The following is a 23,398-nucleotide window of genomic DNA, read 5'->3' as shown; positions in this document are numbered from 1 at the left end:
CTACGTGATCGACGCGATGGTGGTGTCCGCTGCTGTCGGGGAGAACAAATCGATCGCCGGTAGCAATGCGCGCAGCACGGCGGCGTTGACCTCCACCGGCTGGTGAGTCACTGCGCGCGTGATCCAGCGGCCGGCTTCCTGTGCGGATAGCGCTACGGCCGCCTCGTATTCCGCTGTGGGCGCGATCATTTCGGTGCGCACCAGCGGGAAGTACACATTGGTCGCGCGCACACCGGGGTGTGGCTGTTCGGCGTTGAGGGTGCGGCCGAAGATCGCCAGTGCGCTCTTGGACGCCGCGTAGGCGGAGAAGCGCGGAAAAGTGTTGGCGTGGAGGGCCCATGTGCAGACATTGACGATTTGGCCGCGTCCACGCTCGATCATTCCGGGCAATAGACCCAGGGTCAGCTGCACGGGCGCAAAGTAGTTCAGCGCCATGGTCCGCTGGTAGTCGTGCAGCCGGTCGGTCGCGTCGATGATGCGACGGCGGATCGAACGGCCGGCGTTGTTCACCAACACATCCACGTGCTGATCGGTGAGGTCCTCCAGCAGCCGGGCGATCTCGGCCTCGTCGTTCAGATCGCAGGTGCGCCACTCGCAACCGGTCTCATCCGCGAGAGCCTTCAGCTCATCCGCGCGCCGGGCCACACCGATCACGCGGGCTCCCCGGGCGCGTAGTTGGATGACGGCCTGTCGGCCGATTCCGGCAGACGCACCCGTAACCACCACTGTCAGTTGGCTGACGTCACGTCCCGGTCCTGCCAGTAGGGAATCGAGTGGTGCGGGCAGCAGGGTGCGGCGCTGAGCAAGGTTTTGGACAGTACGGCGTACGGACACGGGAATCCCCTTTACATCGGGTGGCCACTTCCTACTGATATGACCACACGGTCATATTAACGGCTCTGCGCGTGCAGCCTGGACTCGGGCGGTACGCATTGATGCCGCCCGACGGTGTGTGTACAGTGATCGAAAAGTGAGCAGTGATCACTAACTGGAGGCGTCGATGGCGATACTGAGTGATGAGGCGCGAGCGCTCCGAGGGCGCATCATGACGAAGGTGCTGACCGACGGAACCGTGCCGACGGTTGCGCAACTACGCAGCGAGTTCTCGCTGTCGGACGGGGAGCTCGCTCTGCTCCTGCGTGACCTGGAGGGCGCGATCTGTGTGGCCCGCCAGGACCGGGAGCATGCGGACAGCGAGATGTTCCAGGGTGAAGTGCTCACTGCGCCGCAGCCGCCACTGGGCGAGCTGGTCTACGCGCGCCCGTTCGCGACCTTCAAGAACCACTACGCGGTTACCGTTGAAGGCCAGCAGAAGTGGTTCGCCGAATGTGCTGTCGAGGCATGCGCGATATCAGGACAGTTCCCCGGCGCGGAGGTGATCGTGGACTCGGTGTGCCGGCACACCAAGCAGCCGGTACGCCTCGTCGGGCGGGATGGCCTGCTGGTGGACTACTCACCCCAGACGCTGCGGGTACACCTCGGGTATCCGGTTCGTGAGATGCCTCATCGGGTCGTCGGCTGGTGCGATTTCAACAGTTTCTTCGCATCGGAAGACGCCGTGAATCAGTGGAGGACAGAACATCCCGAGATCGCCGGAATCACTCGGTCGCCCGTCGAGATGGCGCGCCTGATTTCCGGTTCGATCGCGCAGGGGCGGCACGACTACTCCTACCAACCCAACCTGCCGCTGCTGACGATGGCACGACAGATGCGGCAGATGGGCCTCACCCGCACCACGCGGCTCGGGTTCCGCGTGCCCGATTCATTTTGGCTGCCGACACCGAAGATGCTGTCCAGCTGGCGAAAGAACGGTCTGGGCAGCTTCATCCGGCTGCGATTCCACTGAATACGCCGAGGAACACCGAGCCAAGGGAGCTGAAGATGTCTCGAGCCGATGTGTACGCGATGGTTCAACAGGAGAAGCGCGACCTCGCCGCGCTGCTGCGCACGCTCACTCCGCAGGAATGGGATGCGCCGTCACTGTGCGCTGGGTGGAGGGTGCGTGATGTGGTGGCCCACGTGCTGTATGACGGAACTTCGTTACCCAGGTACGTCTACGAGGTCGTTCGGGTGGGCGGATCGGCCGATAAGTTGAACCAGCTCTATATCGACCGAGCAGAAGGATGGTCGACGGACACGCTCCTTGCGGCCTTCGAATCCACCATCGACAGAAGCTATTCGGCGAAGCTTCAGCCGAAGCTGGTTCTCGCTGACCTGCTCATTCATCACCAGGACATCCGGCGCCCGCTGAATCGGCTCCGGAAGGTGCCCGCCGGCACTCTGCGAACCGTGTTGGAGAACCCCGACCCGTTCATTCACTCGAAACGCAGACTCAAGGGTTTGCGTTGGACGGCAACCGATGTGGACTGGGCCTACGGTGACGGGCCGGAGATTCGAGGCCCAGGAGAGGCAATCGTGATGGCAGTCGGTGCCCGACCCAGCGCGCTGTCCGAGCTCACCGGGCCGGGTGTGGATGTACTTCGCCCCAGACTCGGCAACAGCTGAGCACGCGGGCATTCATAGACTGGCCACGTGCCCACCCCGACGAATGCTGCGGATGTCCCCGCCACGAGGCGGGCCAGACAACGCGCGCAGACAACGGATGAGATCAAGTCTCACGCCAGAAAGCAGCTCGCCGACGGCGGCACCGGTGCCCTGTCTTTACGGGCGATTTCCCGAGAGATGGGCATGGCACCCGCGGCATTGTTCCGCTACTTCGATACGCAGGCAGCGCTGATTACCGCGTTGTGCGTTGACGCCAATGTCGCCCTTGCCGAAGCAATGAACGAGGGGCAAGAAGCTGCGGACCAGGACAGTGCGACGGAGCGGGTACGCGCCGCGTTCGTCGCCGCTCGTCGCTGGGCATTGGCGAATCCGGGAGATTTCGCATTGCTCAGCGGTACGCCCATACCGGGATATCGTGCGCAACCGTCCGAGACCGGTCCTGCCGCTGTGCGAGTCATGGTGTCCTTTATGGGTGCGTACCTCAACGCCGTCGCGGCCGGTGACGCGCTACCGCAACGCACCTCCTTCCGCTCATTGGCTCCGGGGCCACTTCTTGCCGCGCTGCTGGGAGCGAGTTCGGACACCCCGATTGACACGGCGATCATCGGGATCGGCATCTCGGCGTGGACGTCGATCACCGGGTACCTCGCCGGTGAGATCTTCGGGAGTCTTCGGGATCTCGTGATGGACAGCGATGCGCTATACGAAGATCACCTGGACACCGTCATGCGCGGAATGGGTTTCGCCATCACCTAGGGGCGGCCGAAGGCGCGGGCGAGCCTGCGAAGCCTGGGTGGTGGGTCGGCGGCAAGGGCCTCGATCTGTTGGCGGCCCTTATCTGCCGCGCTCGCCAGTTCGGTACTGTGCTCCGAGATACGTTCCGCGAGTTCACTTCCCCGCCACGACGCGATGTCCGCGAGTTGGCTGCCCCGTCGTTGTGCCGCCTCGGCGATCTCTGCACCCCGTTCGCGGGCGTGTTCGGCAATCACCGGAACCTTCTCGCGCGCCGCTTCTCCCAGCTCTACCGTCTTGGCGCGGAGCGACTGCGACGTGTCTTCGGCTCCGGGGAGCGCTGAGGTAACCACAGCGACGGCGTCGCTAGCTGCTCTGCGCGCGCGCCACGATAAGCCGGGCCGTCCCTCAGTGTCGATGCCGGCGATGATCAGACCGCCCAAGATGGAGACGTTCTTCCAGAAGTCGGTCTTCTGCTGCAATTTGAGGGCAGGATCGGTCTCGCGCCAGAACGCCTTGCTGCCCAGGGTCACCGGTACCAGGGTGCCCGCCAGTACCCATGCCGATATCCGGGGGAACCGTCCACTGGCCAAGGCCACACCAGCGGCAAGTTGTGCTGCCCCGTGTATTTGGACGTAGGTCTTCGGGTCCCGCGGCAGGTATCGGGTAGTCGAGCTGGGCGCGTTCTCCAAAAGATCGTTGACCAGAGGTTCGGCAACGGCGGCCGATGCCTCCGGATGGCGGAGGCCATCGGCGCCGCAGCGATGAATATGGACCCGAGCATGGGACGGGCGATGCGGCGTACCAACACTCAGAACCACACCTTCCGACCCGCGACGGGCCTGCCCACCGCTCCTAAGATCCACAGGACCGCGCCGGCTAGCACCAGGATTATCCCCACCGTCTGGAGAATCGGGACGGCCAAGACGTATCCGAGTACTGCCAGCAGAACACCCAAGATAATCATGATGCTGCTCTCCTTGCTCAAGGTTCGTAGCGGCCACTTCGGCCTCACGACCTGGATATACCCACTCGACGTGATTCCGAAACACGAACAATGAGCAGATGTTTCGAACGGCGGGTATGGGCGGCAGTTGGCGCCCAGATCAGCGGGTTTCGCCGTCGTCTTCCGCGGTGCTCCACGTTCCCGGGAGCATGGGGGTAACCCGGCTTTCGGGGGAGTCTCCGGCGAGGGTGGTGAGTCCGGCGGCCTCGGCGGGTGCCGATGTGGTGCGCACACCGGCGAAGCCGAGCCTCCCCGCGCCTGTACGTGAGGCGCTCACCGTCACCGGATCGTCGGTGGCGGTGTCGACGGGGATGTCGTTGTCCAGGGTGGCGTACTCGTGACGGTACCCACGGTCCTCTGCGGTTCCGCGACGGCGCCTGCGGCTCTTGGACTTTCCAGGGTTGCAGGCCAATGCCGCCGCAGCCGCCACGGCACTACTCGGGGCGTGCGCCGGGGCGCCGGCACTCTGGCCCATGGTTGGGCCGAACCCGAATCCGGGTCCGTCCCCCCGGACGGCGTATCCGAGTCCTTCTGCGCCCGCGGGTGGTGGAGTGGTGGGAGCCGGGGCAGAGGTAGGGGTGACCGTGGAGGTGGATGATGGGGGAGGCGCGGCCGAGCTCGCTGTGGTCACCGTGCCACCACTCATCGCGACAGCATTCGGCTGGTCGGCACGTGGATGGACGACCTCCGCGGCTAGGTCTGCGGGCGGCGCCGCCGGCATCTGGGACAGGCTGCCCAAGGTGATGGCGAGCGGCAGCGAGATACCCGCCGCGGGGCCCAAGATAGCGGCGTAGATCGGCGTTCCCATCACGCCGAACGTTGCGGCATAGGCGAATACGAAGAACAGTGGCTGCCAGGTCACCAGGGCGGCGGCCGGATTCGTGGAGAAATCGATGATGATCTGGATGATGGTGCCGACCGGGTCGGTAATCAGTCCCTTCAACGCGCGGTACATGCCCAGGAAGTGTTGGGAGTTCGCCAGCAGCATCTCAATGGGATCGTTCGGATCGGGCACGAGGGGCGGCGGCTTGGTGGCGTCCTGGGCCGCGGCCCGCGCGGTGCGACTACTTTCTGGCGAGAGCACTACCGGTGACGGGAGGGTCGGCGGTGCCGTTGTCACCGAGGTTTCGGAGACGGCCTGATAGGTGCTCATCACCGTCGCGGCCTGTATCCACATCCGGATGTAGTCAGCCTCATTGAGGGCGATCGGAATGGTGTTGATACCAAAGAAATTGGTGGCGGTAAGCGCCCCGTGTGCCGCGTGATTAGCGGCGAGCTCGGCAAGGGTGGGCATGGTGGCCAGCGCCTCGGAATAGGCGGTGGCCGCCGTCTCGGTCTGGGCGGCCACTCCGGCGCTGACGGTACTGGTCTGCTGCAACCAGCTGAGGTACGGCACGTGCGCCGCCTGGTACTGATCGGCGCTGGGCCCGTTCCACGGACCGCTGTGCACCGTACCCAACGTTGTGGTGAGTTCGGTTGCCGCTGCGGAGTATTCAGTGCTCAACGAACGCCAGGCGTATGCCGCTGCGAGTAGGGATCCCGGGCCGGGGCCGCTGCTGAGCAGGGCCGAATGCACTTCGGGAGGTGCCGCCATCCACACCGGAGCCGTCATGACCTGTCGCCCGCGCTGTCAACCGGACCGACTGTGGGGGAATCAGTTTCACAACGCATCATCTGACCGATTTCCAAGGCCACACGCGGGCAGCCTGGCGTCTCCTCTCCAGTGCTGCTGACCGCCTGTGAGATCGGGCCAGCCAAGGAAGGTTAGCGTAACCTTCCTTTGAAGTGGGGGCGTCCCTCCGTGGCAAATCTGGTTCGGCTGTGGTGCCGGTTCGCTATCGGCTCAGGTCCCACTGGCCGAAATCGGTTGCCAGCACGTCGTCTACGTCCACGTGTACGTCACCGATCAGTGGACCGGGGCTCGACTCCGTGTTCACTGCGGTCTGGTACAGCACGGCCGCCGGCTCACGTGCCCCACCGGACCACGCTCGCGTCTGCCAGGCCCAGCGGTAACCGCCGGTCGTGGAATGCCCGATGACACCGTCTCCAATCGCCCATCCGCACGCCCGGGCGTGACCATAAATACCCGTACGGCGAACTCCGAGCACCGAATTGATACCTCGGAACCATTGGACTGCGAGTGTTTTCCAGGTGTTTTGGTCAATGTCCTCATCGACGCTGAAGAAGATCGGTGCGGAATCGGGCCCGTCTGCGGCCCCATGCAGTCGCAGGGCGGTCTGTGCGTCGGCAACGCCGCCGTCGTAGCCGCGGGTGAAGTCGGACGGGGTGGGCCATCCGGGCTTGCCGTATTGGTAGCAGCTGACGATGTGCAGTCCGGCGGCACGTAACCCGGCGGTGTAGTCGCGGGTGACGGGTTTGAAGTCAAAGGTGGCTCCCGGCCGCAACTCGGATACATAGACGAGCGCACCCGCGTAGCCGGCGGACTTGATCTGTTTGGGGGTCACCAGCCGCTCGGTGAAGTCGATCAGTCTCAATCCGTCGGCAGAGGCACTCGGTGCAAGGGCCATCGGAAGACTCGCGAGGATCGGCGCGGCCAAGGTGTATCGAAGGGCGTCGCGTCTCGAAACCGGCCGGTGCATGGCGCGATGGTATCGGTCCGATACCTACGCGCGGGTTCTCTTGCGTCATGGTGATGCGACGATGAAGCCATGACGGCAACGCTTGTCGCGAAGAATGTGGCCGGCGGATTCGCTCATCGCACCCTTTTCGAGGGGCTTGACGTGACTGTTGCGCCGGGGGATGTGATCGGAGTGGTGGGCGCAAACGGTGCCGGCAAGAGCACACTTCTGCGAATCCTCGCCGGGGATTTAGAACCACTCGAAGGTGTGGTCAGTGTTGCACCGGCCGACGCGTTCATCGGCTGGTTACCGCAGGAGCATGAGCGCGTGCCCGGGGAAACCGTCGCGGCCTACATCGCCCGCCGTACGGGGTGCACAGATGCCACCCAGACCATGGAGGCCGCTGCCGCATCGCTGGCCGACCCTGGGCAGGGCCTGCCGGAGGCCGATCTGGCCGAGGTCTACTCCGCGGCGTTTGATCGCTGGCTTGCCTCTGGTGCGGCGGACCTTGACGAGCGGCTGCCCGCGGCGTTGGCCGACCTGGGCCTCGGTCCGGATGCGGTGCGCCCGGAGTCGACCTTGATGACGTCCTTGTCGGGCGGCCAGGCGGCACGTGTTGGATTGGCGGCCCTGGTGCTCTCGCGCTTCGACATCGTTTTGCTCGATGAGCCGACAAACGATCTCGACCTGGACGGACTGGCTCGGCTGGAGGACTTTGTCCGCGATCTTCGCGGTGGTGTGGTGTTGGTGAGCCACGACCGCGAGTTTCTGGCCCGCAGCGTCACCCACGTCCTCGAACTGGACCTTGCCCAGAACACCACCACCGTGTTCGGTGGCGGTTACGAAAGCTATCTGGAAGAGCGTGAGGTTGGCAGGCGCCACCGGCGCGAACAGTACGACGAGTTCGCCGAGAAAAAGGCCGACCTGGTGGCGCGCGCACGCACTCAGCGGGAATGGTCGAGCCAGGGTGTGCGCAACGCGATGCGCAAGGCTCCCGACAACGACAAGATCCGGCGCCGGGCGGCCTCCGAATCCAGCGAGAAGCAGGCGCAGAAGGTTCGCCAGATGGAGAGCCGAATCGCCCGTCTGGAAGAGGTGGCCGAGCCCCGCAAGGAATGGGTGCTCGAGTTCACCATCGGCGCCGCACCCCGGTCGAGTTCGGTCGTTGCGACTCTGGCCAATGCTGTTGTGCGGCAAGGCGATTTTGTTCTCGGCCCGGTCTCCCTTCAGGTCGATGCCGGTGAACGGATCGGCATCACGGGGCCCAATGGGGCAGGAAAGTCCACGCTGCTGCGGCTGCTGTTGGGGCGTCTGCAGCCCGATGAGGGCCGCGCGAGCCTGGGGGCAAATGTCTCGATCGGCGAGATCGACCAGGCGCGTGGCGATTTCACCGGCTCGGACCGGCTCGTGGATCGCTTCGAGCAGCGGTTGCCGTCATGGCCGACAGCCGATGTACGCACCCTGCTCGCCAAGTTCGGGCTGCGTGCCGACCATGTGGAGCGCCCGGTTGACGAGCTCTCACCCGGTGAGCGCACCCGTGCCGGCCTTGCACTGTTGCAGGCATGCGGCACGAATGTGTTGGTTCTGGATGAGCCGACCAACCACCTCGACCTCGCCGCCATCGAGCAGCTCGAGCAGGCGCTCGAGGCCTATGACGGTGCGCTGCTGCTCGTGACACATGATCGCCGGATGTTGCAGAACGTTCGGCTGGATCGCTCATGGAGGCTCGACGACGGACGCGTGGCAGAGCTCTAACCATAGTTAGCTGGCGCTGTAATTCGATCATCGGTGTCTTGCAGGGCGTTCACGCGACAAACTGGGCACAATCCACACAGTGTGGCGACCCTGTGTTACCAGTGTCTAATTAGCTGAAAGGTATTGTCGCCGTTATCGAGAACTGCTAGCGTCCGGGTCTTAGGGAGCTCGGCTTAGCGAGACGCGTCAGTGGTGTCCCGAGATCGGCCCGCGCTTCTGTACCAACGTTCCGTACGACAGCAAGGGGACGTTCATGAGTACCGCCGCCGAGCGTGCGTCACGTCTGGATCTGGTGGCGCGCTTGAAGTCGTCCTATCCGGAAATCGTGGATGCACCCACACCCGACCTCATCGACCACGCGTATTTCGCCGCGTACATGAAGACCTCCCACGACGTCGGTGGCGAGCCGGATGCACCCATCAAGTACGAGAACAAGCAGTACGAGAAGTGGGAAGAACTGACCTACGTCATGTGCGAAGTCCTGGCATGGCGCGGCATCTGGCTCTCTGAGGAGCGGCGCCGGATAGGGAATGTCGACGTGGGTCGCGCCATCTACCTCGGGCTGCCGTACTACGCACGCTGGCTGTGGGCGGTGGGCCGCGTTCTGGTGGAGAAGCATCACATCAGCCTGGGGGAGCTCAATGACCGGATGCTGGAGGTCAAGACGCGGTACGCGGGTGGTTTGAACGGCAGAAGCCCGGAGGCGCAGCCCAAGTGCGAAGGCGACGGCGCGCAGGTGAAACGCAATACCCACCACATCGAAGCGGTCGGTAAGGGTGATCCCCAGGTCTATGCCGGGCAGGCCGGTGAGCCCAAATTTGAGGTGGGTGACCCCGTCGTCGTGCGCGAGGAGCCTGCTTTGTTCTACACCCGCACACCGGAATACGTCCGAGGTGCCCTTGGCGAGATTGCGGCGATCGCATACGAGACCCCGGCGGCAGAGGATGAGACGTGGGATCGCCCGGACGCCAAGCCCGAATGGATGTATATCGTGCGGTTCAACCAGTCCGAGCTGTGGCATGGCTATGCCGGGACGGCCAGTGACACCCTGCAGACAGAGCTCCCCGAGCGCGCGCTCAGGGCGATCCACTAGAGCAGAGAGGGATCGGCAAGATGACCGACGACCACGATCACGACCACGCGCGTGCCGTTGCTCCCATGGTGGATGAGATCACCGATTTCGAGGTCCTGGAGATCGCGCTGCGCGAATTATGCATCGAAAAGGGAATTTTCACCGCCGAAGACCATCGGCACTTCACCGAATTCGCCGAGCAGATCGGCCCGACTCCCGCTGCGCGTCTGGTAGCCCGGGCGTGGCTCGATCCGGAGTTCAAGGAGCTCGCGCTCACCAGACCGATGGAGGCCAGTAAGGAGGTCGGCGTCGATTGGTTCGAACCGACCGGGTGGGGCACCCCCAGTGACTTCATGGCATTTGAAATCCTTGCGGACACAACGACCTTGCATCACGTCATCGTCTGTGCCTTGTGTTCCTGCTATCCGCGACCCATTCTGGGAAATTCTCCTGAGTGGTACCGCACGCCCAACTATCGCCGCCGCCTCGTCCGTTGGCCGCGCCAAGTGCTCTCCGAATTCGGACTCAACCTGCCCGACGATGTCGAGGTGCGGGTGGAGGATTCCAACCAGAAGCATCGATTCATGGTGATGCCAGTGCGCCCCGCGGGCACTGAGGGTTGGGATGAAGACCAGTTGGTCGAGATCATCACCCGTGACTGTTTGATCGGGGTCGCTCTGCCCAAGGCCGGCGTCACCACCAATGTCGTCGTCGACACGCGTCCGGCCGTCCATCCGTAACTCACTGAGAGCCGAAAGATCATGAAGACAGAGGGTTTGCGCGCGGCCGCAGAGGTTACCGTTGCGCCCTTACAGGACATCGTGAATCGCCATCAGGTATGGCCGGAAATGGCAGCCAAGTACGGCGTCGAAAATCCGATGCCGCCGTGGAAGAGCAGTTTGGACGGACTCTGCGACGCGTTGGACCACGCTTCCTGCGGCGGTGATGCCCTCACCTTCACACAGCGGCGGGATGAGGAGGACGCGCTTTCTGCGACCGTGTATGCGAGCCTGCCGTATCCCGAGAGTCAGCTGGTATCGCTTGCACACTCGCTGGTCGCCAGGGGAGTCATCCACGAAGCCGAACTTCGGGGCCGACTCGCTGGCGTTCGGGCCCGGCTGGAAGCCTGACCTACTGCGAGGATCGTCGGATCAGCTGAAGCGGACGTTCAACGTCGCCAGGCCAAAGATCTTCTTACCGCTGGACTTCGCGGTGACGACGATGACGCCGGTGCGAGTTTCCGGATCCAGCGATTTGATCTTGCCGCCGAACTCGATGTCCGCGCCCTCGGCGGACGAGACGATGGCCGGTGCGGACAGCCGCACCGCGTAACGCGTCACCGCACCCGGGTCGCCCGACCAGACCGAGAAGAATCCGGCACCTAATCCCATGGTCAACATGCCGTGTGCGATCACATCGGGCAGTCCGGCCAACTTGGCGATGTCTTCGTCCCAGTGAATCGGGTTGGCATCGCCTGCCACGCCGGCGTAGTTCACCAGATCGCCTCGGGACAGTCGGGTGTGATGCACCGGTAGCTCGTCTCCGACCGTCACGTCGTCGAAGGACGGCGTCCCCGGTGCGCGGCCGGTGTCCTGGGCGATCCGAACCTCGCCCTCGGGCCGGACAGTCTTCTCGTAGGCCTGGGCGGCTGCCCCGATGCCAGAGAAGTCGACATCGTGCATCATCGCCCGCTGCACGGCCGCCATCGTGCCCGGATTGATCTCGTCGGCGGTGATCCCGACGACGGTGGTGTGCAGCGTGTGGACGCGCTCGCCGGCCGTGTCGGTGAAGGTGTTGGTCACGGTGATCAGGTCTCTGCCCGCCACCCGACGCACCGAGGTCAATTCCACATCGATGTGCAGCTCGTCACCGGCCACGATCGGACGGTGCTGCTCGAAGACCTCTTCGGTCTGCAGATAGGTGTCGTAGCCGACGACCACGGATTCGAACATGCGCCGGTTACAGGCCATGGCCGGGGTCGACGTAAACGTCAGCGGGGCCGCCAGACCGGAATAGCCGAGCCCTGCGGCGGCGGCCTCGTCCCAGTGCGCGGGGTGGTAGTCCTGCACCGCGCGGGCGTACTCGCGCACCTTCTCCCGGCCCACCAGGTAGGGGCCGTCCATCTGGTAGTAGTGGCCGACACGTGCTTCGAGCGCCGACGCTTCTGCTGGTGCAGTCATGAGGTGTCCAACTTTTCTACCGGCCTGTTCGCTGAGGCCGACGCAAGCACATTAGCGCGCAGGTTATGGGTAGTTGGTCGCCGATCCATATCCGAAACCCTCGTTGGAGCGATCTTTGGTTTGTAAAATGGGTGGTCACCGCCCGTATTTACCGTTGTTGTCGCTCAGAAACGGTGGTCGGGGGTGGTGCCCGTACAAAGAAGGGAGGGCACTGTGGCAGCCATCATGAGAGGTGTCGTGACCGCGGCCTTTGCGGCCGTGATCGCGGGTGCTTTTCAGGTCTCGGCCCCCGCGGCCTATGCGGCGCCCACCGCTCGCGTGATGTGCGAGAGGGTCAACGAAGTCGGCGATTGCGAGGAGCTTCCTCCCAACCAGCAGGACAACGGAGACAACTGTGTACTGGTCAACGCGTTGGGCGCTTGTGAGGACAGGCAGGAAGTAGACGATCCCCCACACACGATGGATAGATAGCCACCGCGCATCCCCACTGGGCCGAATGGCGCTTGTTGAGGTGCTGAGGCTATTTTTCTGAGGTGATTTCCTCAGCTGCCGGTGTCCTCGCGCGACGGATCGCCCCCCTGTTGGCCGTGATGTGCCTGGGTCTCTTCGTGGGTCCGATGGCGCGGGCGGACAACCCTCTGGACGGCCAAGGGTTCTATGTCAACCCGAACTCGGCGGCGATGCGTGCCGCGCAGGGCGCCGGGAGCCCCGAGTTGACCTCCATCGCCAACACGCCGCAGGCGTACTGGATGGACAATGTGTCGACTCCCAGCGTGGACGCGAAGTACATCGGTGCGGCGCAGGCCTCCGGCGCCACCCCGGTGCTGGCTCTTTACGCAATTCCCCACCGCGACTGCGGCAGTTTCGCCGCCGGCGGTTTCGGATCCGCCGATGCCTATCGGGGATGGATCGACGGCGTCGCATCCGCCGTGGGCTCGGGACCGGCAGTAATCATCCTTGAACCGGATGCCCTGGCCATGGCGGACTGCCTGTCGCCCGGCCAACGCCAGGAACGCTTCGAGCTGATGCGGTATGCGGTCGACACACTGACCCGTAACCCGGCCACAGCCCTCTATGTCGACGGTGGCCACTCGCGTTGGGTGAGTGCCGACGTGATGGCGGCCAGGCTCAACGATGTCGGTGTCGGAAAGGCTCGAGGCTTCAGCCTCAACACCGCGAACTTCTTCACCACGGATGAGGAAATCGGTTACGGGGACGCGATTTCGGGAATGACGAACGGCGCGCACTACGTGATCGACACCTCGCGTAACGGAGCGGGACCCACTGCTGATGCCCTCTACTGGTGCAATCCCAGCGGTCGTGCATTGGGCACCCCGCCCACCACGGCCACCGCAAGCCCGAATGTCGATGCCTACCTGTGGGTCAAGCGTCCCGGCGAATCGGACGGTTCATGCGACCGTGGAGACCCGCGGGCCGGCACCTTCGTGAACCAGTACGCGATCGATCTGGCGCGTAACGCGGGCCGGTAAGAGGTTGGGCTACTTGCCCGTCCACTGAGGTGAGCGGCGTTCGAAGAACGCGGTGATCCCCTCTGCCATGTCCGCGGATTGCAGCACCGCCTCGAACGCCGTCTCGGTGTCGGCCCACCCGGCGCCGTCCGCCTGCTCGAAGGCCTTGTGCGTTGCGAGCAGACTTTCTTGAACAGACACAGGCGAATTGAGCACGATCCGTTGGGCCAACGCGATCGCAGACTCCAGGGCCGCGCCGCTTTCGGTCACCTCGTTCACCAGCCCCAGCTGGTAGGCGCGATCCGCCGTTATCGGATCACCGGTGAGCAGTATCTGCCGCGCGATGTTCAGCGGCAGCGCGCGCTGCGCGCGGAACAGGCCACCGCAGGTGGCGATCACCCCCCGGCGCGCCTCGGGCAGTCCGAAGGTGGCTGATGCCGACGCCACCACCAGATCGCACGCCAGCACGATCTCCATGCCGCCGCCCAGGGCCATTCCTTCGACGGCGGCGATCAGCGGCTTACGGCGTGCACGCCGGATCACGCCGTACTCTCCGCCGCGAGGAGTGCGGGGGCCGGATGTCTCGGCGAGATCGGTGCCCGCACAGAATCCCTCGCGATAACCGGTCAGCACGGCCACCCACAGGCTCGGGTCGTCCTCGAACTCGTTGAGGGCGGCATCCAGTGCCAGGGTCATCTCTGGGTTGATGGCGTTGCGCTTGGCAGGCCGGTCCATTCGGATCACGCATATCCGGTCGTTCTTCTCGATCGCTACAGGCATACCGCTGAGCATGACCGATCTCGTGCCGGGCTTCTAGACCGTCGTACCGCGGATCATGGTTTCGTTCGGCCACCGGCCCGCTGGCCCGTCGGATGTTCGCCGAGGTCGGGTACCAGAAAGCCATGGTCCGGGGCATTGCGGCGGCAGCCGACACAAGCACGTTGTAGGCCGTTCAATGCGTTGAGAGCACCAGCAACTTCTTCCCTGAGCCCGTTTGTTGGCTGATCCGCTGCGGGAGTTGACGATGTCGCACGCGCCGAAACGTCGGAGAACTACCTGCGGGATTACCGTCGGATGAACCGAAGCCCCGCAGGTCCGATGGCAGTTTCGCTGTGCAGCGGTGTGACCTGCGAGGATGTGCAGGAGCTGCTGTATGGCGGCGACCATCGTTGCGCCTGATGTGCGGTCGCGAGCAGCGTCGCTGAGTGCCGTGTGGGTGGGTATCGAGGGCCGACGTTATCTCTGCAGCGACCAGACCCGGTGGCCGCCAGCGACGCTGAGATTGGCCCGCCGATGGCCCCGCTGGTGACAGTGCCTATCTCGCGCTGACACGCCGCCGGAAAAGTCGCAATTTGGGGTGCCTCTGAGACCAGTTAGCGGGCATTTTTCACGGACTTTTTCGTTATCAAACCGTGGGGAACGCGTTATCGAAACGGCAAGCGCGCCCGCTACTTCGGGCATCGACACGTCCATACGATCGCATCATTCATGACGAAGTGGTCATCCCAAAGGGGTCGGTCGATGAGGACAGTTCTTCACGTGGTTGTCGCAGTATCCGTGGTCGCGGCGACGATGGCCGGACGTACCGTCGGCATCGAGGCTGCAGCCGTCAGCCTGCCGCTCGATCTGGACGTCAGGTCCATTGCGCCCATGCCGGATAAGCCGGTGGGTATCGCACATCCGGTGGTGGTGACGTTCAATGGGCCCATCGCCAATCGCCAGGCCGCCGAGCGGGCGCTGGAGATCACCTCCACGCCCGCCATGACGGGGAAGTACGAATGGCTCGAGGACAATGTCGTGCAATGGATGCCAGATCGGTTCTGGCCGTCGCACAGCACCGTGAAACTCATGGTGGGTGGCAAGCCCGCGGAGATCACGACCGGCCCGGCTCTCGTCGGTATCGCCAGCATCTCGCGGCACACCTTCACCGTGTCCTATGAGGGGGTGTGGAGAAGGCCATCGGACGGGGTATCGGGACTGCCTGCGCCGCATCACCTTCCCCGTCTGGGGGAGGAAGGGGTGTTCCCCGCGTCAATGGGCCGCCCTGAGTATCCGACACCCATCGGCACCTACGCGGTCCTGGGAAAGGAGCGCTCGGTGCTGATGGATTCCAGTAGTGTCGGCATCCCGGTGACCGCCGCCGACGGCTACAAGATCGATGTGGAGTACGCCGTCCGCTTCACCAACCGCGGGCTGTTCGTGCACGCGGCTCCGTGGGCCGTACCGGCGATGGGCTACGAGAATGTCAGCCACGGCTGCATCAGCCTGAGTCCGGCGGCAGCCCAGTGGTACTTCGACAACGTCAACGTCGGCGACCCGGTGGTCGTGCAAGAGTAGTGGCGCGCGACCAACGTAATCTTTTGCAGTTCTGAATATTTGGCGAGAAACAATGATGCCGAGGCCGCGTTCGCGGCCTCGGCATCATTGAAGAAGCGGGTGTGGTTTGGCTATCAGCCTTGCGGACCGGCGGGAGTCGGGACACCCGGGGTCGGGCCGCCGGGGACGGTGGAACCGACCGGAACGCCCTTACCTGCCACGGGGCCTGCGGCCAGTGCGCCATCGAGGGGCGCGGCGGCGGGGACCACGGCGGGTGCGGCCGGAACTACCGGCGCTGCCGGAACCACTGGCGCCGCAGGAACAATCGGCGCGGCCGGGATGATGGGCGCTGCCGGTACGACAGGTGCCGCAACAGGGCCCGGCAGGATCGGCACACCCGCCACGGGTGCGGCTCCCGCGGCGGGGGCGCCGACTAACGCACCCTTACCGGAGGCGCCGGGGCCGTCTTCCACCGCGTGGTGCGCACTCTCGGATGACTCTGCGACTGCGGATGGCGCCCATACGAAGGCGGCTGCACATAAACCAGCGCTGGCAATTACCTGAATAGCCATTCTATCAAAGATGATGATCGCCACCGACCCGACTCCCTAGCTTGTGCGTGTAAATCACGCTGGTGAAATTCGATGGCTGAACTTTATAACGCCCCAAAATTGACGTCCAGCTGACGTTCAGGTTGGTTATGAAGTTGATGCGGAATGTGAACTGTGGCTGTGACCTAGCGGGCGCACGAGGGTGATCAGATGCCTCCCGAGTGTCACGCTAATCACCATGTCAGAAGGTGCATCTCGATGAGGCCGGGCATGTGTTCAGGCGAGATCGAACCGTGACGGAAAGGTATTCGATATGAGTTGATAATCGCGTAAAAGTCGAGTAGCCCGAATTAATGTAAATCGTTTGGTTTATGGGGGTCCAATATGATTAATTAGCGATGTCTAAGAATGGCGCACGAACTGAACCAGAAATGCAAATTTCCATTCCGGAATCCAATGACATTCGTTACTCAGATAGTCGTGGTACCTATGCTTTTCCGGCCGCACCCCGGCGCGCTGCTTCTCGGCGTGCGCCGTCGACGAGGCTCGACATCGATTTACGCAGAACCCACACCATCGCGGTATCGGGTACCGGGATCAGCGGAGTGGACTCCATCGAATAGCGCACGGCCGTCCCCTGCGGATGGTCGGTGAGGGTGATGGTTCCGATGTGCGAGCGTACCGGCAGTCCACCGACGACACGATACTGAATACGTTCCCCGGCAACGAGTTCGAGGATCTCTTCCTTGACGCCGACCGGGCCCACACCGATTCGATGAATCGCCCCCACACCCTGCCTTTCGGTGGCGCCGGGCCGGACTAGTGTGACGGTGAAGGGCAGGAATTCGTTGTAGCCTTCGCGGTCGGCGAACAATTCATACACGGTCGTTCGGGGTGCCTCGAAGATTGTTTCCTCGATGTACTGCGCCATGTGATGTCCTTTCCTGTCCGTCAAAATCCTGTCCGTCAAAATCAGCGGGTCGTTATGAGCGTTTGCGGGTTCGCAAGACATGCGAGCCCAACCGAGAGAACCCCTTGACGCGTACCCCGCGCAAGTGACGGAGAACGAACTCGTCGTCGTCTCCCAGTGCCGCCGCGGCGGCGTCGTCGAGAAGGATGGTTCCGGGCCGGGCCACGCCGGTCAGTCGTGCTGCGACATTGACCACGGTGCCGTAGAGATCGCCGAAGCGTACGAGCACTTGCCCGTAGGCCAGGCCCACCCGGATCTGTGGCATATCCGGAATGGTCTGAGCCGCTGCGGTAATCGCTGCATTCATGGCAACCGCGATGCGCGCGCCGGCTCCAGCGCTCGCGGCGGCGAACATGACCTCGTCGCCGACGTTCTTGATCACCCAGCCGCCATGGGTGGTGATCGCTTCGGTGAGTGCGGTCTCGAAGGTTTCGAGCAGGTTGGTCAGCTCATCGAGGTCCAGATGGCGAGAGAGGCGGGTGTAACCAACCATGTCGGCGAAACCAACAAGCAATTGTCTTGTGGTGCTGCCGGATTCATTCGACCGAGTGAGCGCCGCAGCCAAGTGCCGCTGCCACGCATAGTCCTGCAAGTCGGTCAGGGTCGAGATTGTCCGTGTGACGGCATCGACGCTTGACCCGGTTGTGAATGCGTCGCCATCGTTGGCAATGCGATCTTCGACCTCGCGGGTCAATAGGTCTGCCTGCCATTCGGCCAACCGTGCCATGGCCTGGCCGAGGGTTCGGGCCGCGGTGACCTGGCTCTGTTCGTTGGCCGCGGTGGCCGTTCCCAATGCCGCGAAGGTGCGGATCGCGGCGACATCGGCATCGGTGAACACGACCTCGTCGTCGCTTTCCGCCGCGGCGAAGCCCAGTGCCACCCATAGCTTGCGGGCGCGTTCGACCGGGACGCCGGACAGCTCGGACACCTGAGACCGGGTGTACTTGCGGGGGCCACCGAGTAGTGACTGCTCGATCGCGGCGTCCACCACCTCGTTGAGCTCGCGAGACTCAGCCATCTCGCCAGTACAGCACACCTAAACCCGGTGTCGGTAGAACCCTGTGAGCCGCAGGCAGTGTCAGGAACCTTGACTTGGTTCAAAGAAACCCCGAGTATCTCCCAGGAGATTCCTCGACGGCGGGGCAAAGGGACGGTGCGATGAACTGGAACTTCTTGGGGCACAACTGGCACCTCTTCGGGTATCTGGCGATTCTCGCCTTTGTGGCCCTGCTGACCTTCGCGACGTGCATGTTCGTGTACACCACCCGTCTGAGAAACCAGGTGTCCTCGCCACTGGCGGACCGTATCGGTGGCTATCCATCGGTCTTGAAGAAGGTGCGCAAACGGGAACAGATGTCGCCCGATGAGCTCACCTTTGCACGGCAGGCGATTGCCGATCGCGGCTCGTTGTGGGCATTCTCCATCCCGGCCACCATCTTCAGTCTGGGCTGCTTCTATGTGCTCGGCAGCCTGGAGCAGTTACACGGAGCCACCCCCTCCGAGAGAACGTTCCTCGGCGTCATTCCGATGATCTCGTCCATCAACATCACGGCGCAGGTACTGCGGATGCGGCGGCTGAAGGGGCGGTTGCCGCGCACGTCGTGACACCGATCTGACGGATTGCCGGGGTGGGCGAAACTTGCCGCTCGCATTCCCAGGTTCTGCTGATAGCATTTCCGACCGTACTTATGTCAGTGTCATTGACATGCACGCGGCGCGAGGTCCGGGAGGGTGGTCGGGTGAGCCGACGTTCGGTTGGCAGGACGGTCTTGGCGCGCGCCTGGATGCCGCTGGTCGCCGTCATCGCGCTAGGAGTGGCCGGTGGCTCGATGTTGAAGGTGCACGAGCTGTCCGCTCCCGGACCGGTGCTCACCGTCAATCCGCCGCAGGCACCGCCGGAGTTCACGCCCAAGACGCTCACCTACGAGGTCTTCGGCACGGTCGGGAATGGCGGGATGTTGAGTTATGTCGATATCGATGGTCATCCGCACCAGGTGGATGTGACCACGCTGCCGTGGTCGCACACGGAGACGACGACTCTCACCGTGGTTTCGGGCAGCATCTCGGTACAGGTGCGTGGGGGACAGGTCGGTTGCCGGATACGGGTGAACGACGTTGTCCGCGACGAGATGTCCGATGACCATGCGGATGCGAACGTCATGTGCAGGGTGAAGTCGGCATGAGCGAGCATCGGGTGAAGAGGCCCTTCGTTCCCAGGATGGTTCGCATCCTGGCGGTACCGATCATCGTCTTCTGGGCCATTGTGGCGGTGACGACGAATACGTTTGTGCCACACGTGGAAGATGTCGCCGCCGAGCTCGCCGGTCCGATGATCCCGCACTACGCACCGTCGCAGCGGGCGATGCTGCAAATCGGGGAGAAGTTTCACGAGTCGACGTCCACCAGCCTGACCATGCTCGTGCTGGAGGCCGATCGGCCGCTCGGCGCTGCTGATCACGACTATTACGACGAGTTGGTGCGCCGACTCAAGAACGACACCGAGCATGTGCAGTACGTGATGGACACCTGGGGAAAGCCGATCACGGCGGCCGGGGCGCAGAGTCTGGATGGCAAGTCTGCGTTCGTATTGCTGCGTCTGGCGGGCGATATCGGCCAGATGCAGGCGAACAAATCCGTTGACGCGGTCAAGGACCTGATCGATAAGGACACCCCGCCACCCGGATTGAAGGTCTATGTCAGTGGTGCGGCGCCGCTGGCCTCAGACACGCTCAGCGTGGCGAACTCGAGTCTGAACAACATCACGATCGTCACGATCTTCCTCATCATCTTCATGCTGCTCACGGTGTACCGCTCGGTCACCACGATGCTGGTGCCCTTGTTCGGGGTTCTGGTCGAGATGCTGGTCGCGAGAGGCGTTGTCGCCACTCTCGGACATTTCGGATACATCGAGCTGTCCTCATTCGCCGTCAACATCGTCATTTCACTGACGCTGGGTGCCGGCACCGACTACGGCATCTTCTTGCTGGGGCGCTATCACGAAGCGCGTAACGCGGGACTGAGCCGCGAGGACGCCTTCTATGCGGCATACCGCGGCGTTTCTCACGTCATCATCGGCTCGGGTTTGACGATCGCCGGCGCCGGTCTGTGCCTGAGCTTCGCTCGTCTCAACTATTTCCACACGATGGGCCCGGCAGTCGCCATCGGCATGCTCTTGACCATCGCGGCAGCGGGCCCGCCATGCTGCATCTGGGCAGTCTGTTCGGGCTCTTCGACCCCAAACAGAAGGCCAAGGCGGATCTGTACCGGCGTATCGGGGCCAGTGTGGTGCGTTGGCCCAAGCCGATACTTGTGGCAAGTTCAGCAGCGGTTCTCGTGGGGGCGGTCTTCGTGCCCACCTATCAGGTGAGCTATGACGATCGGGCCTATCAGCCGTCCGACGCCCCTGCGAAGGAAGGTTTTGCGGCGGCAGACCGGCATTTCCCGCCGAGCAAGCTGTTCACCGAGATGCTCATGGTCGAATCGGACCACGACATGCGCAACTCGGCCGATTTCATCTCGTTGGACCGAGTCTCCAAGAGCCTGGTACGACTCCCCGGCGTCGCGATGGTGCAGAGCATCACCAGGCCGATGGGACGGGCGCTCGAACATGCCTCTCTGCCTTACCTGTTCACCACGCAGGGAAGTGGGAATGGTCAGCAACTGCCCTTCACGAAGGCTCAGAACACCAACACCGACAAGCAGGCCCAGATCATGGCGCACTCGGTGGCGGTCTTGCGACAGACCATCGACCTGACGCAAAAGCTCGCGGATGAAATGCACAACACCGTCGTGACGATGGAGGACATGCAGCAAGTCACCAAGGACATGAACGAGAAGGTCTCGAACCTCGACGACTTCATGCGCCCGCTGCGCAACTACTTCTATTGGGAACCACACTGTTTCGACATTCCGGTGTGCCTGTCGTTCCGGTCGTTGTTCGACATGCTGGACAGCATCGACAAGTTGGCCGCCGACATCAAGGATGCGGTGGGCTCCCTTGAGGTTGTCGACCAGTTGTTGCCCCAGATGGTTTCGCTGTTGAAGCTCACGGCCAACGACCAGGAAGCGCTGCAAGCCCTCATCGTCAACACCTACGGCCAGACGAATCTGCAGTCCACCGCCACGGACCAGACATTCGACGACATGATCAACGTCGGCAACGACTTCGACGCGTCCCGTAGCGACGACTTCTTCTACATACCGCACGAAGCTTTCGACAATGAGGACATCAAAACCAGTATGGCGCTGATGATGTCACCGGATGGCAAAGCGGCTCGGTTCATCGTCACGCACATGGGCAACGCCATGGGACCGGAAGGCATTGAACATGTTAACGAGTTCCCCGATGCCATCACGACGGCGCTGAAGGAGACCTCGTTGGCGGGGTCAAAGGTCTACATCGGCGGCGCGGGGTCGAACAACAAGGACATCAAAGAGTACGCCGCGTCCGATCTGCTCATCGCAGCGATCGCGGCTTTCACCCTGATCTTCTTGATCATGATGGTCATCACCCGAAGTCTGGTGGCGCCGTTCGTCATCATCGGCACGGTGGCCTTCTCATTCGCGGGCGCGTTCGGTCTCTCGGTACCTATTTGGCAGCATCTCGTCGGTCTGCCCTTGCACTGGTTGATCCTGCCGCTGACGTTCATCATCTTGGTGGCAGTGGGATCGGACTACAACCTGCTGCTGATCGCCCGGCTCAAAGAAGAGACCCACGCCGGATTGAACACCGGACTCATCCGTGCGCTGGGAAGTACCGGAGGCGTTGTCACCTCTGCGGGCTTGGTTTTCGCCTTCACGATGCTGGCGATGCTCTCAAGCGATCTGCGAACCATCGGCCAGGTGGGCACCACCGTGTGCATCGGGCTGCTACTCGACACACTGATCGTGCGCTCATTCGTTGTCCCTGCGCTTGTTCGGCTACTGGGGACGTGGTTCTGGTGGCCGACACGGGTGCTTTCGCGCCCGCGCCGGAAACCTGTGCGTTCCTGAGTCGCGCACGCAGACGGGCCCGGCGCCGCCAATGCCAGGTGCTCAGGCCGGTGAGTCCGAGCATTAGTGGAGCCATGCCGAGAACGAACCAGATCGAGCGCCAATAGCCGTTTACGGCAAGGCCGAAATGCGCGGCGGGCCCGGCCCATTCGTCGGCGATGGCGTTCGATGCGGTGGCTGGTTTATCGCGAAGGATCTGCACGTGGCCGGCGTCGTGGGCGTCTACCCCGACGGAGCGGTTGCCGTGGTAGTTGAGGCTGTGCGCCCGCAAATCTGGCTCGCCGGGATCCAAGAGATCCACGGTGTAGAAGGCATTGTCGTCATCCGGGAGTCCTATCCAGGTCACCTCAGATCCCGGGAACTGGCGCGCGGCAGCGTCCACGGCGCGTTCCACGGTGATGTTCTGCTCGCCCGGGCCTCCCGCGAACGTGTTCTCGGAGGCTTGCCCTCCGGTGAAGGAGTACCACAGGGTGGTCAGCCCGGGGACCTCGAATTGCGTTCCGGTCAGCCCCCATACGATCAACGGCGCCGTGGCGACGATGCCGATCATGGCGTGCAGGTCGAAATCGCGAGCGAACCGCCCGGAGGCCCATCGCACACGTAAGGCGTTGCTTAACTTACGAATTGCCTTCCACCAGATGTACGGTGCGGGAACCACCAGTAGGAGCAGGATAAGGGCCGCCAGGGCGAGTAGTGCCGACCCCCAGGACATTCCGGCGAAGGCGTCGAGCTGCGCCAGCGGGGAAGGCTGAGTCAGGAAGGGGACGTAGCCGCTGTAGCCCTCGCAGGTGAACCCGCAGTCGTGCATGTTGACCAGGAATCCCAGTACTCCCGCGCCGAGATCGATTCGGCCGTTGAGGAGGCCGGTGCCCGCGTCGACGAAGAATGTGTCGCGTGTGCCGGAGGCGCTGAGCAGATACACACCGTCCTTGAGAGAGGCACTCGCAAGCTGGATTTCGGGGTAGTGCGATTGGACCTCGGTGATCGCCCGCGCGAATCCGACCGGTTTGGCTGCGGATGTGGTGCGGAAGATCTCGGGGTGCAATGCCCGGACGAGCTCCGGCTGGTACACGAGTATGGCGCCGCTGGTGCTGATGATCACCACAAGGAGCCCACCGATGAGGCCGATCCAGCGGTGAGCGAGAACCAAGGTGCGCCGGAACTTCAAGGACACACGCCGGCGCCGGGGTGTGGCCACCTTCTCCTCCATAACGCGCACCGACCGCTGTCCGGGAAGTAAGGCTAGTGGTAGTGAACGAGTAATGGGGCTC

The 23,398-nt window shown here is 63.3% G+C and carries 21 protein-coding genes and 3 pseudogenes; 13 read left to right on the top strand and 11 right to left on the bottom strand.

Annotated elements, in window-relative coordinates; genetic code table 11:
• Positions 1-834, bottom strand: a complete 834-nt coding sequence (locus MSTE_RS24340) for an SDR family NAD(P)-dependent oxidoreductase (RefSeq protein WP_096505098.1) — start codon at positions 832-834, stop codon at positions 1-3.
• Between the two features lie 166 nt (positions 835-1,000).
• Here MSTE_RS24340 and MSTE_RS24335 point away from each other — a divergent pair, with 166 nt between their 5' ends.
• From MSTE_RS24335 to MSTE_RS24325, 3 genes are read left to right on the top strand one after another with little or no spacing between them, the layout of a single operon-like run.
• The gene (locus MSTE_RS24335) at positions 1,001-1,846 is read left to right on the top strand and encodes an alkylmercury lyase family protein (RefSeq protein WP_096505096.1); all 846 of its coding nucleotides are present in this window, start codon (positions 1,001-1,003) and stop codon (positions 1,844-1,846) included.
• A 35-nt stretch (positions 1,847-1,881) separates the two neighbouring features.
• The gene (locus MSTE_RS24330) at positions 1,882-2,505 is read left to right on the top strand and encodes a maleylpyruvate isomerase family mycothiol-dependent enzyme (RefSeq protein ID WP_096505094.1); all 624 of its coding nucleotides are present in this window, start codon (positions 1,882-1,884) and stop codon (positions 2,503-2,505) included.
• A 27-nt stretch (positions 2,506-2,532) separates the two neighbouring features.
• A complete protein-coding gene (locus MSTE_RS24325) occupies positions 2,533-3,261 on the top strand; it encodes a TetR/AcrR family transcriptional regulator (protein WP_096505092.1) in 729 nt (242 codons plus the stop codon).
• Here MSTE_RS24325 and MSTE_RS24320 read toward each other — a convergent pair.
• The 4 genes and pseudogenes from MSTE_RS24320 to MSTE_RS24305 form a co-directional block, all read right to left on the bottom strand.
• Positions 3,258-4,048 (bottom strand): annotated as a pseudogene (locus MSTE_RS24320) (DoxX family protein). The gene MSTE_RS24325 and the pseudogene MSTE_RS24320 sit on opposite strands and share 4 nt — an antisense overlap.
• The gene (locus MSTE_RS25275; RefSeq protein WP_096506353.1) at positions 4,049-4,204 is read right to left on the bottom strand and encodes a hypothetical protein; all 156 of its coding nucleotides are present in this window, start codon (positions 4,202-4,204) and stop codon (positions 4,049-4,051) included.
• A gap of 139 nt (positions 4,205-4,343) precedes the next feature.
• On the bottom strand, positions 4,344-5,855 hold the full coding sequence (locus MSTE_RS24310) for a PPE domain-containing protein (RefSeq protein WP_096505090.1): 1,512 nt from the start codon (positions 5,853-5,855) through the stop codon (positions 4,344-4,346).
• A 223-nt stretch (positions 5,856-6,078) separates the two neighbouring features.
• Positions 6,079-6,843, bottom strand: coding sequence for a DUF1906 domain-containing protein (locus MSTE_RS24305; protein WP_096505088.1), 765 nt, complete (start codon positions 6,841-6,843; stop codon positions 6,079-6,081).
• A 69-nt stretch (positions 6,844-6,912) separates the two neighbouring features.
• On the opposite strand from MSTE_RS24305, the gene abc-f reads away from it, so the two are divergent.
• From abc-f to MSTE_RS24285, 4 genes are all read left to right on the top strand, one after another.
• Positions 6,913-8,577, top strand: coding sequence for a ribosomal protection-like ABC-F family protein (abc-f, locus tag MSTE_RS24300; RefSeq protein WP_096505086.1), 1,665 nt, complete (start codon positions 6,913-6,915; stop codon positions 8,575-8,577).
• A gap of 253 nt (positions 8,578-8,830) precedes the next feature.
• On the top strand, positions 8,831-9,670 hold the full coding sequence (locus tag MSTE_RS24295; protein WP_096505084.1) for an SH3-like domain-containing protein: 840 nt from the start codon (positions 8,831-8,833) through the stop codon (positions 9,668-9,670).
• 20 nt (positions 9,671-9,690) lie between these two features.
• Positions 9,691-10,389 (top strand): thiocyanate hydrolase subunit gamma, encoded by a 699-nt coding sequence (scnC, locus tag MSTE_RS24290; protein WP_096505082.1) that lies wholly within the window; start codon positions 9,691-9,693, stop codon positions 10,387-10,389.
• A gap of 21 nt (positions 10,390-10,410) precedes the next feature.
• Complete coding sequence (locus MSTE_RS24285; RefSeq protein ID WP_096505081.1) at positions 10,411-10,779, top strand: thiocyanate hydrolase; 369 nt, start codon at positions 10,411-10,413, stop codon at positions 10,777-10,779.
• Between the two features lie 21 nt (positions 10,780-10,800).
• Here MSTE_RS24285 and MSTE_RS24280 read toward each other — a convergent pair whose 3' ends face one another.
• Positions 10,801-11,829, bottom strand: a complete 1,029-nt coding sequence (locus MSTE_RS24280) for a fused (3R)-hydroxyacyl-ACP dehydratase subunits HadA/HadB (RefSeq protein WP_096505079.1) — start codon at positions 11,827-11,829, stop codon at positions 10,801-10,803.
• A 213-nt stretch (positions 11,830-12,042) separates the two neighbouring features.
• Between MSTE_RS24280 and MSTE_RS24275 the strand changes: the two genes are divergently transcribed.
• Both MSTE_RS24275 and MSTE_RS24270 read left to right on the top strand, forming a co-directional pair.
• A complete protein-coding gene (locus MSTE_RS24275) occupies positions 12,043-12,300 on the top strand; it encodes a hypothetical protein (protein WP_231896955.1) in 258 nt (85 codons plus the stop codon).
• Positions 12,301-12,419: 119 nt separating this feature from the next.
• Positions 12,420-13,319: a glycoside hydrolase family 6 protein gene (locus MSTE_RS24270; protein WP_408645932.1), complete on the top strand. Its 900-nt coding sequence runs from the start codon at positions 12,420-12,422 to the stop codon at positions 13,317-13,319.
• A gap of 9 nt (positions 13,320-13,328) precedes the next feature.
• Here MSTE_RS24270 and MSTE_RS24265 read toward each other — a convergent pair whose 3' ends face one another.
• A complete protein-coding gene (locus tag MSTE_RS24265; RefSeq protein ID WP_096506347.1) occupies positions 13,329-14,078 on the bottom strand; it encodes an enoyl-CoA hydratase-related protein in 750 nt (249 codons plus the stop codon).
• 759 nt (positions 14,079-14,837) lie between these two features.
• On the opposite strand from MSTE_RS24265, the gene MSTE_RS24260 reads away from it, so the two are divergent.
• Positions 14,838-15,635, top strand: coding sequence for a L,D-transpeptidase (locus tag MSTE_RS24260; RefSeq protein ID WP_096505077.1), 798 nt, complete (start codon positions 14,838-14,840; stop codon positions 15,633-15,635).
• A gap of 113 nt (positions 15,636-15,748) precedes the next feature.
• Here the strand turns inward: MSTE_RS24260 and MSTE_RS24255 are convergent, their stop codons facing one another.
• From MSTE_RS24255 to MSTE_RS24245, 3 genes are all read right to left on the bottom strand, one after another.
• Positions 15,749-16,186 (bottom strand): hypothetical protein, encoded by a 438-nt coding sequence (locus tag MSTE_RS24255; protein ID WP_096505075.1) that lies wholly within the window; start codon positions 16,184-16,186, stop codon positions 15,749-15,751.
• A gap of 466 nt (positions 16,187-16,652) precedes the next feature.
• Positions 16,653-17,096: an SRPBCC family protein gene (locus tag MSTE_RS24250; RefSeq protein ID WP_096505073.1), complete on the bottom strand. Its 444-nt coding sequence runs from the start codon at positions 17,094-17,096 to the stop codon at positions 16,653-16,655.
• Between the two features lie 52 nt (positions 17,097-17,148).
• Positions 17,149-18,153: an adenylate/guanylate cyclase domain-containing protein gene (locus MSTE_RS24245; protein WP_096505071.1), complete on the bottom strand. Its 1,005-nt coding sequence runs from the start codon at positions 18,151-18,153 to the stop codon at positions 17,149-17,151.
• 140 nt (positions 18,154-18,293) lie between these two features.
• On the opposite strand from MSTE_RS24245, the gene MSTE_RS24240 reads away from it, so the two are divergent.
• From MSTE_RS24240 to MSTE_RS25635, 3 genes and pseudogenes are all read left to right on the top strand, one after another.
• Complete coding sequence (locus MSTE_RS24240; RefSeq protein ID WP_096505069.1) at positions 18,294-18,740, top strand: hypothetical protein; 447 nt, start codon at positions 18,294-18,296, stop codon at positions 18,738-18,740.
• 179 nt (positions 18,741-18,919) lie between these two features.
• The gene (locus MSTE_RS24235; RefSeq protein WP_046255325.1) at positions 18,920-19,318 is read left to right on the top strand and encodes an MmpS family transport accessory protein; all 399 of its coding nucleotides are present in this window, start codon (positions 18,920-18,922) and stop codon (positions 19,316-19,318) included.
• A 35-nt stretch (positions 19,319-19,353) separates the two neighbouring features.
• Positions 19,354-22,127, top strand: a pseudogene (locus tag MSTE_RS25635) (MMPL/RND family transporter).
• On the opposite strand, the pseudogene MSTE_RS24225 reads toward MSTE_RS25635, so the two are convergent.
• A pseudogene (locus MSTE_RS24225) lies at positions 22,036-23,301 on the bottom strand (PepSY-associated TM helix domain-containing protein); the annotation flags it as partial. The pseudogenes MSTE_RS25635 and MSTE_RS24225 overlap by 92 nt on opposite strands.
• Positions 23,302-23,398: the final 97 nt, after the last annotated feature.

Origin of the sequence: [Mycobacterium] stephanolepidis (assembly GCF_002356335.1) — a bacterium.
Classification (GTDB): domain Bacteria; phylum Actinomycetota; class Actinomycetes; order Mycobacteriales; family Mycobacteriaceae; genus Mycobacterium; species Mycobacterium stephanolepidis.
This window is presented reverse-complemented; position numbering and strand designations above follow the sequence as displayed.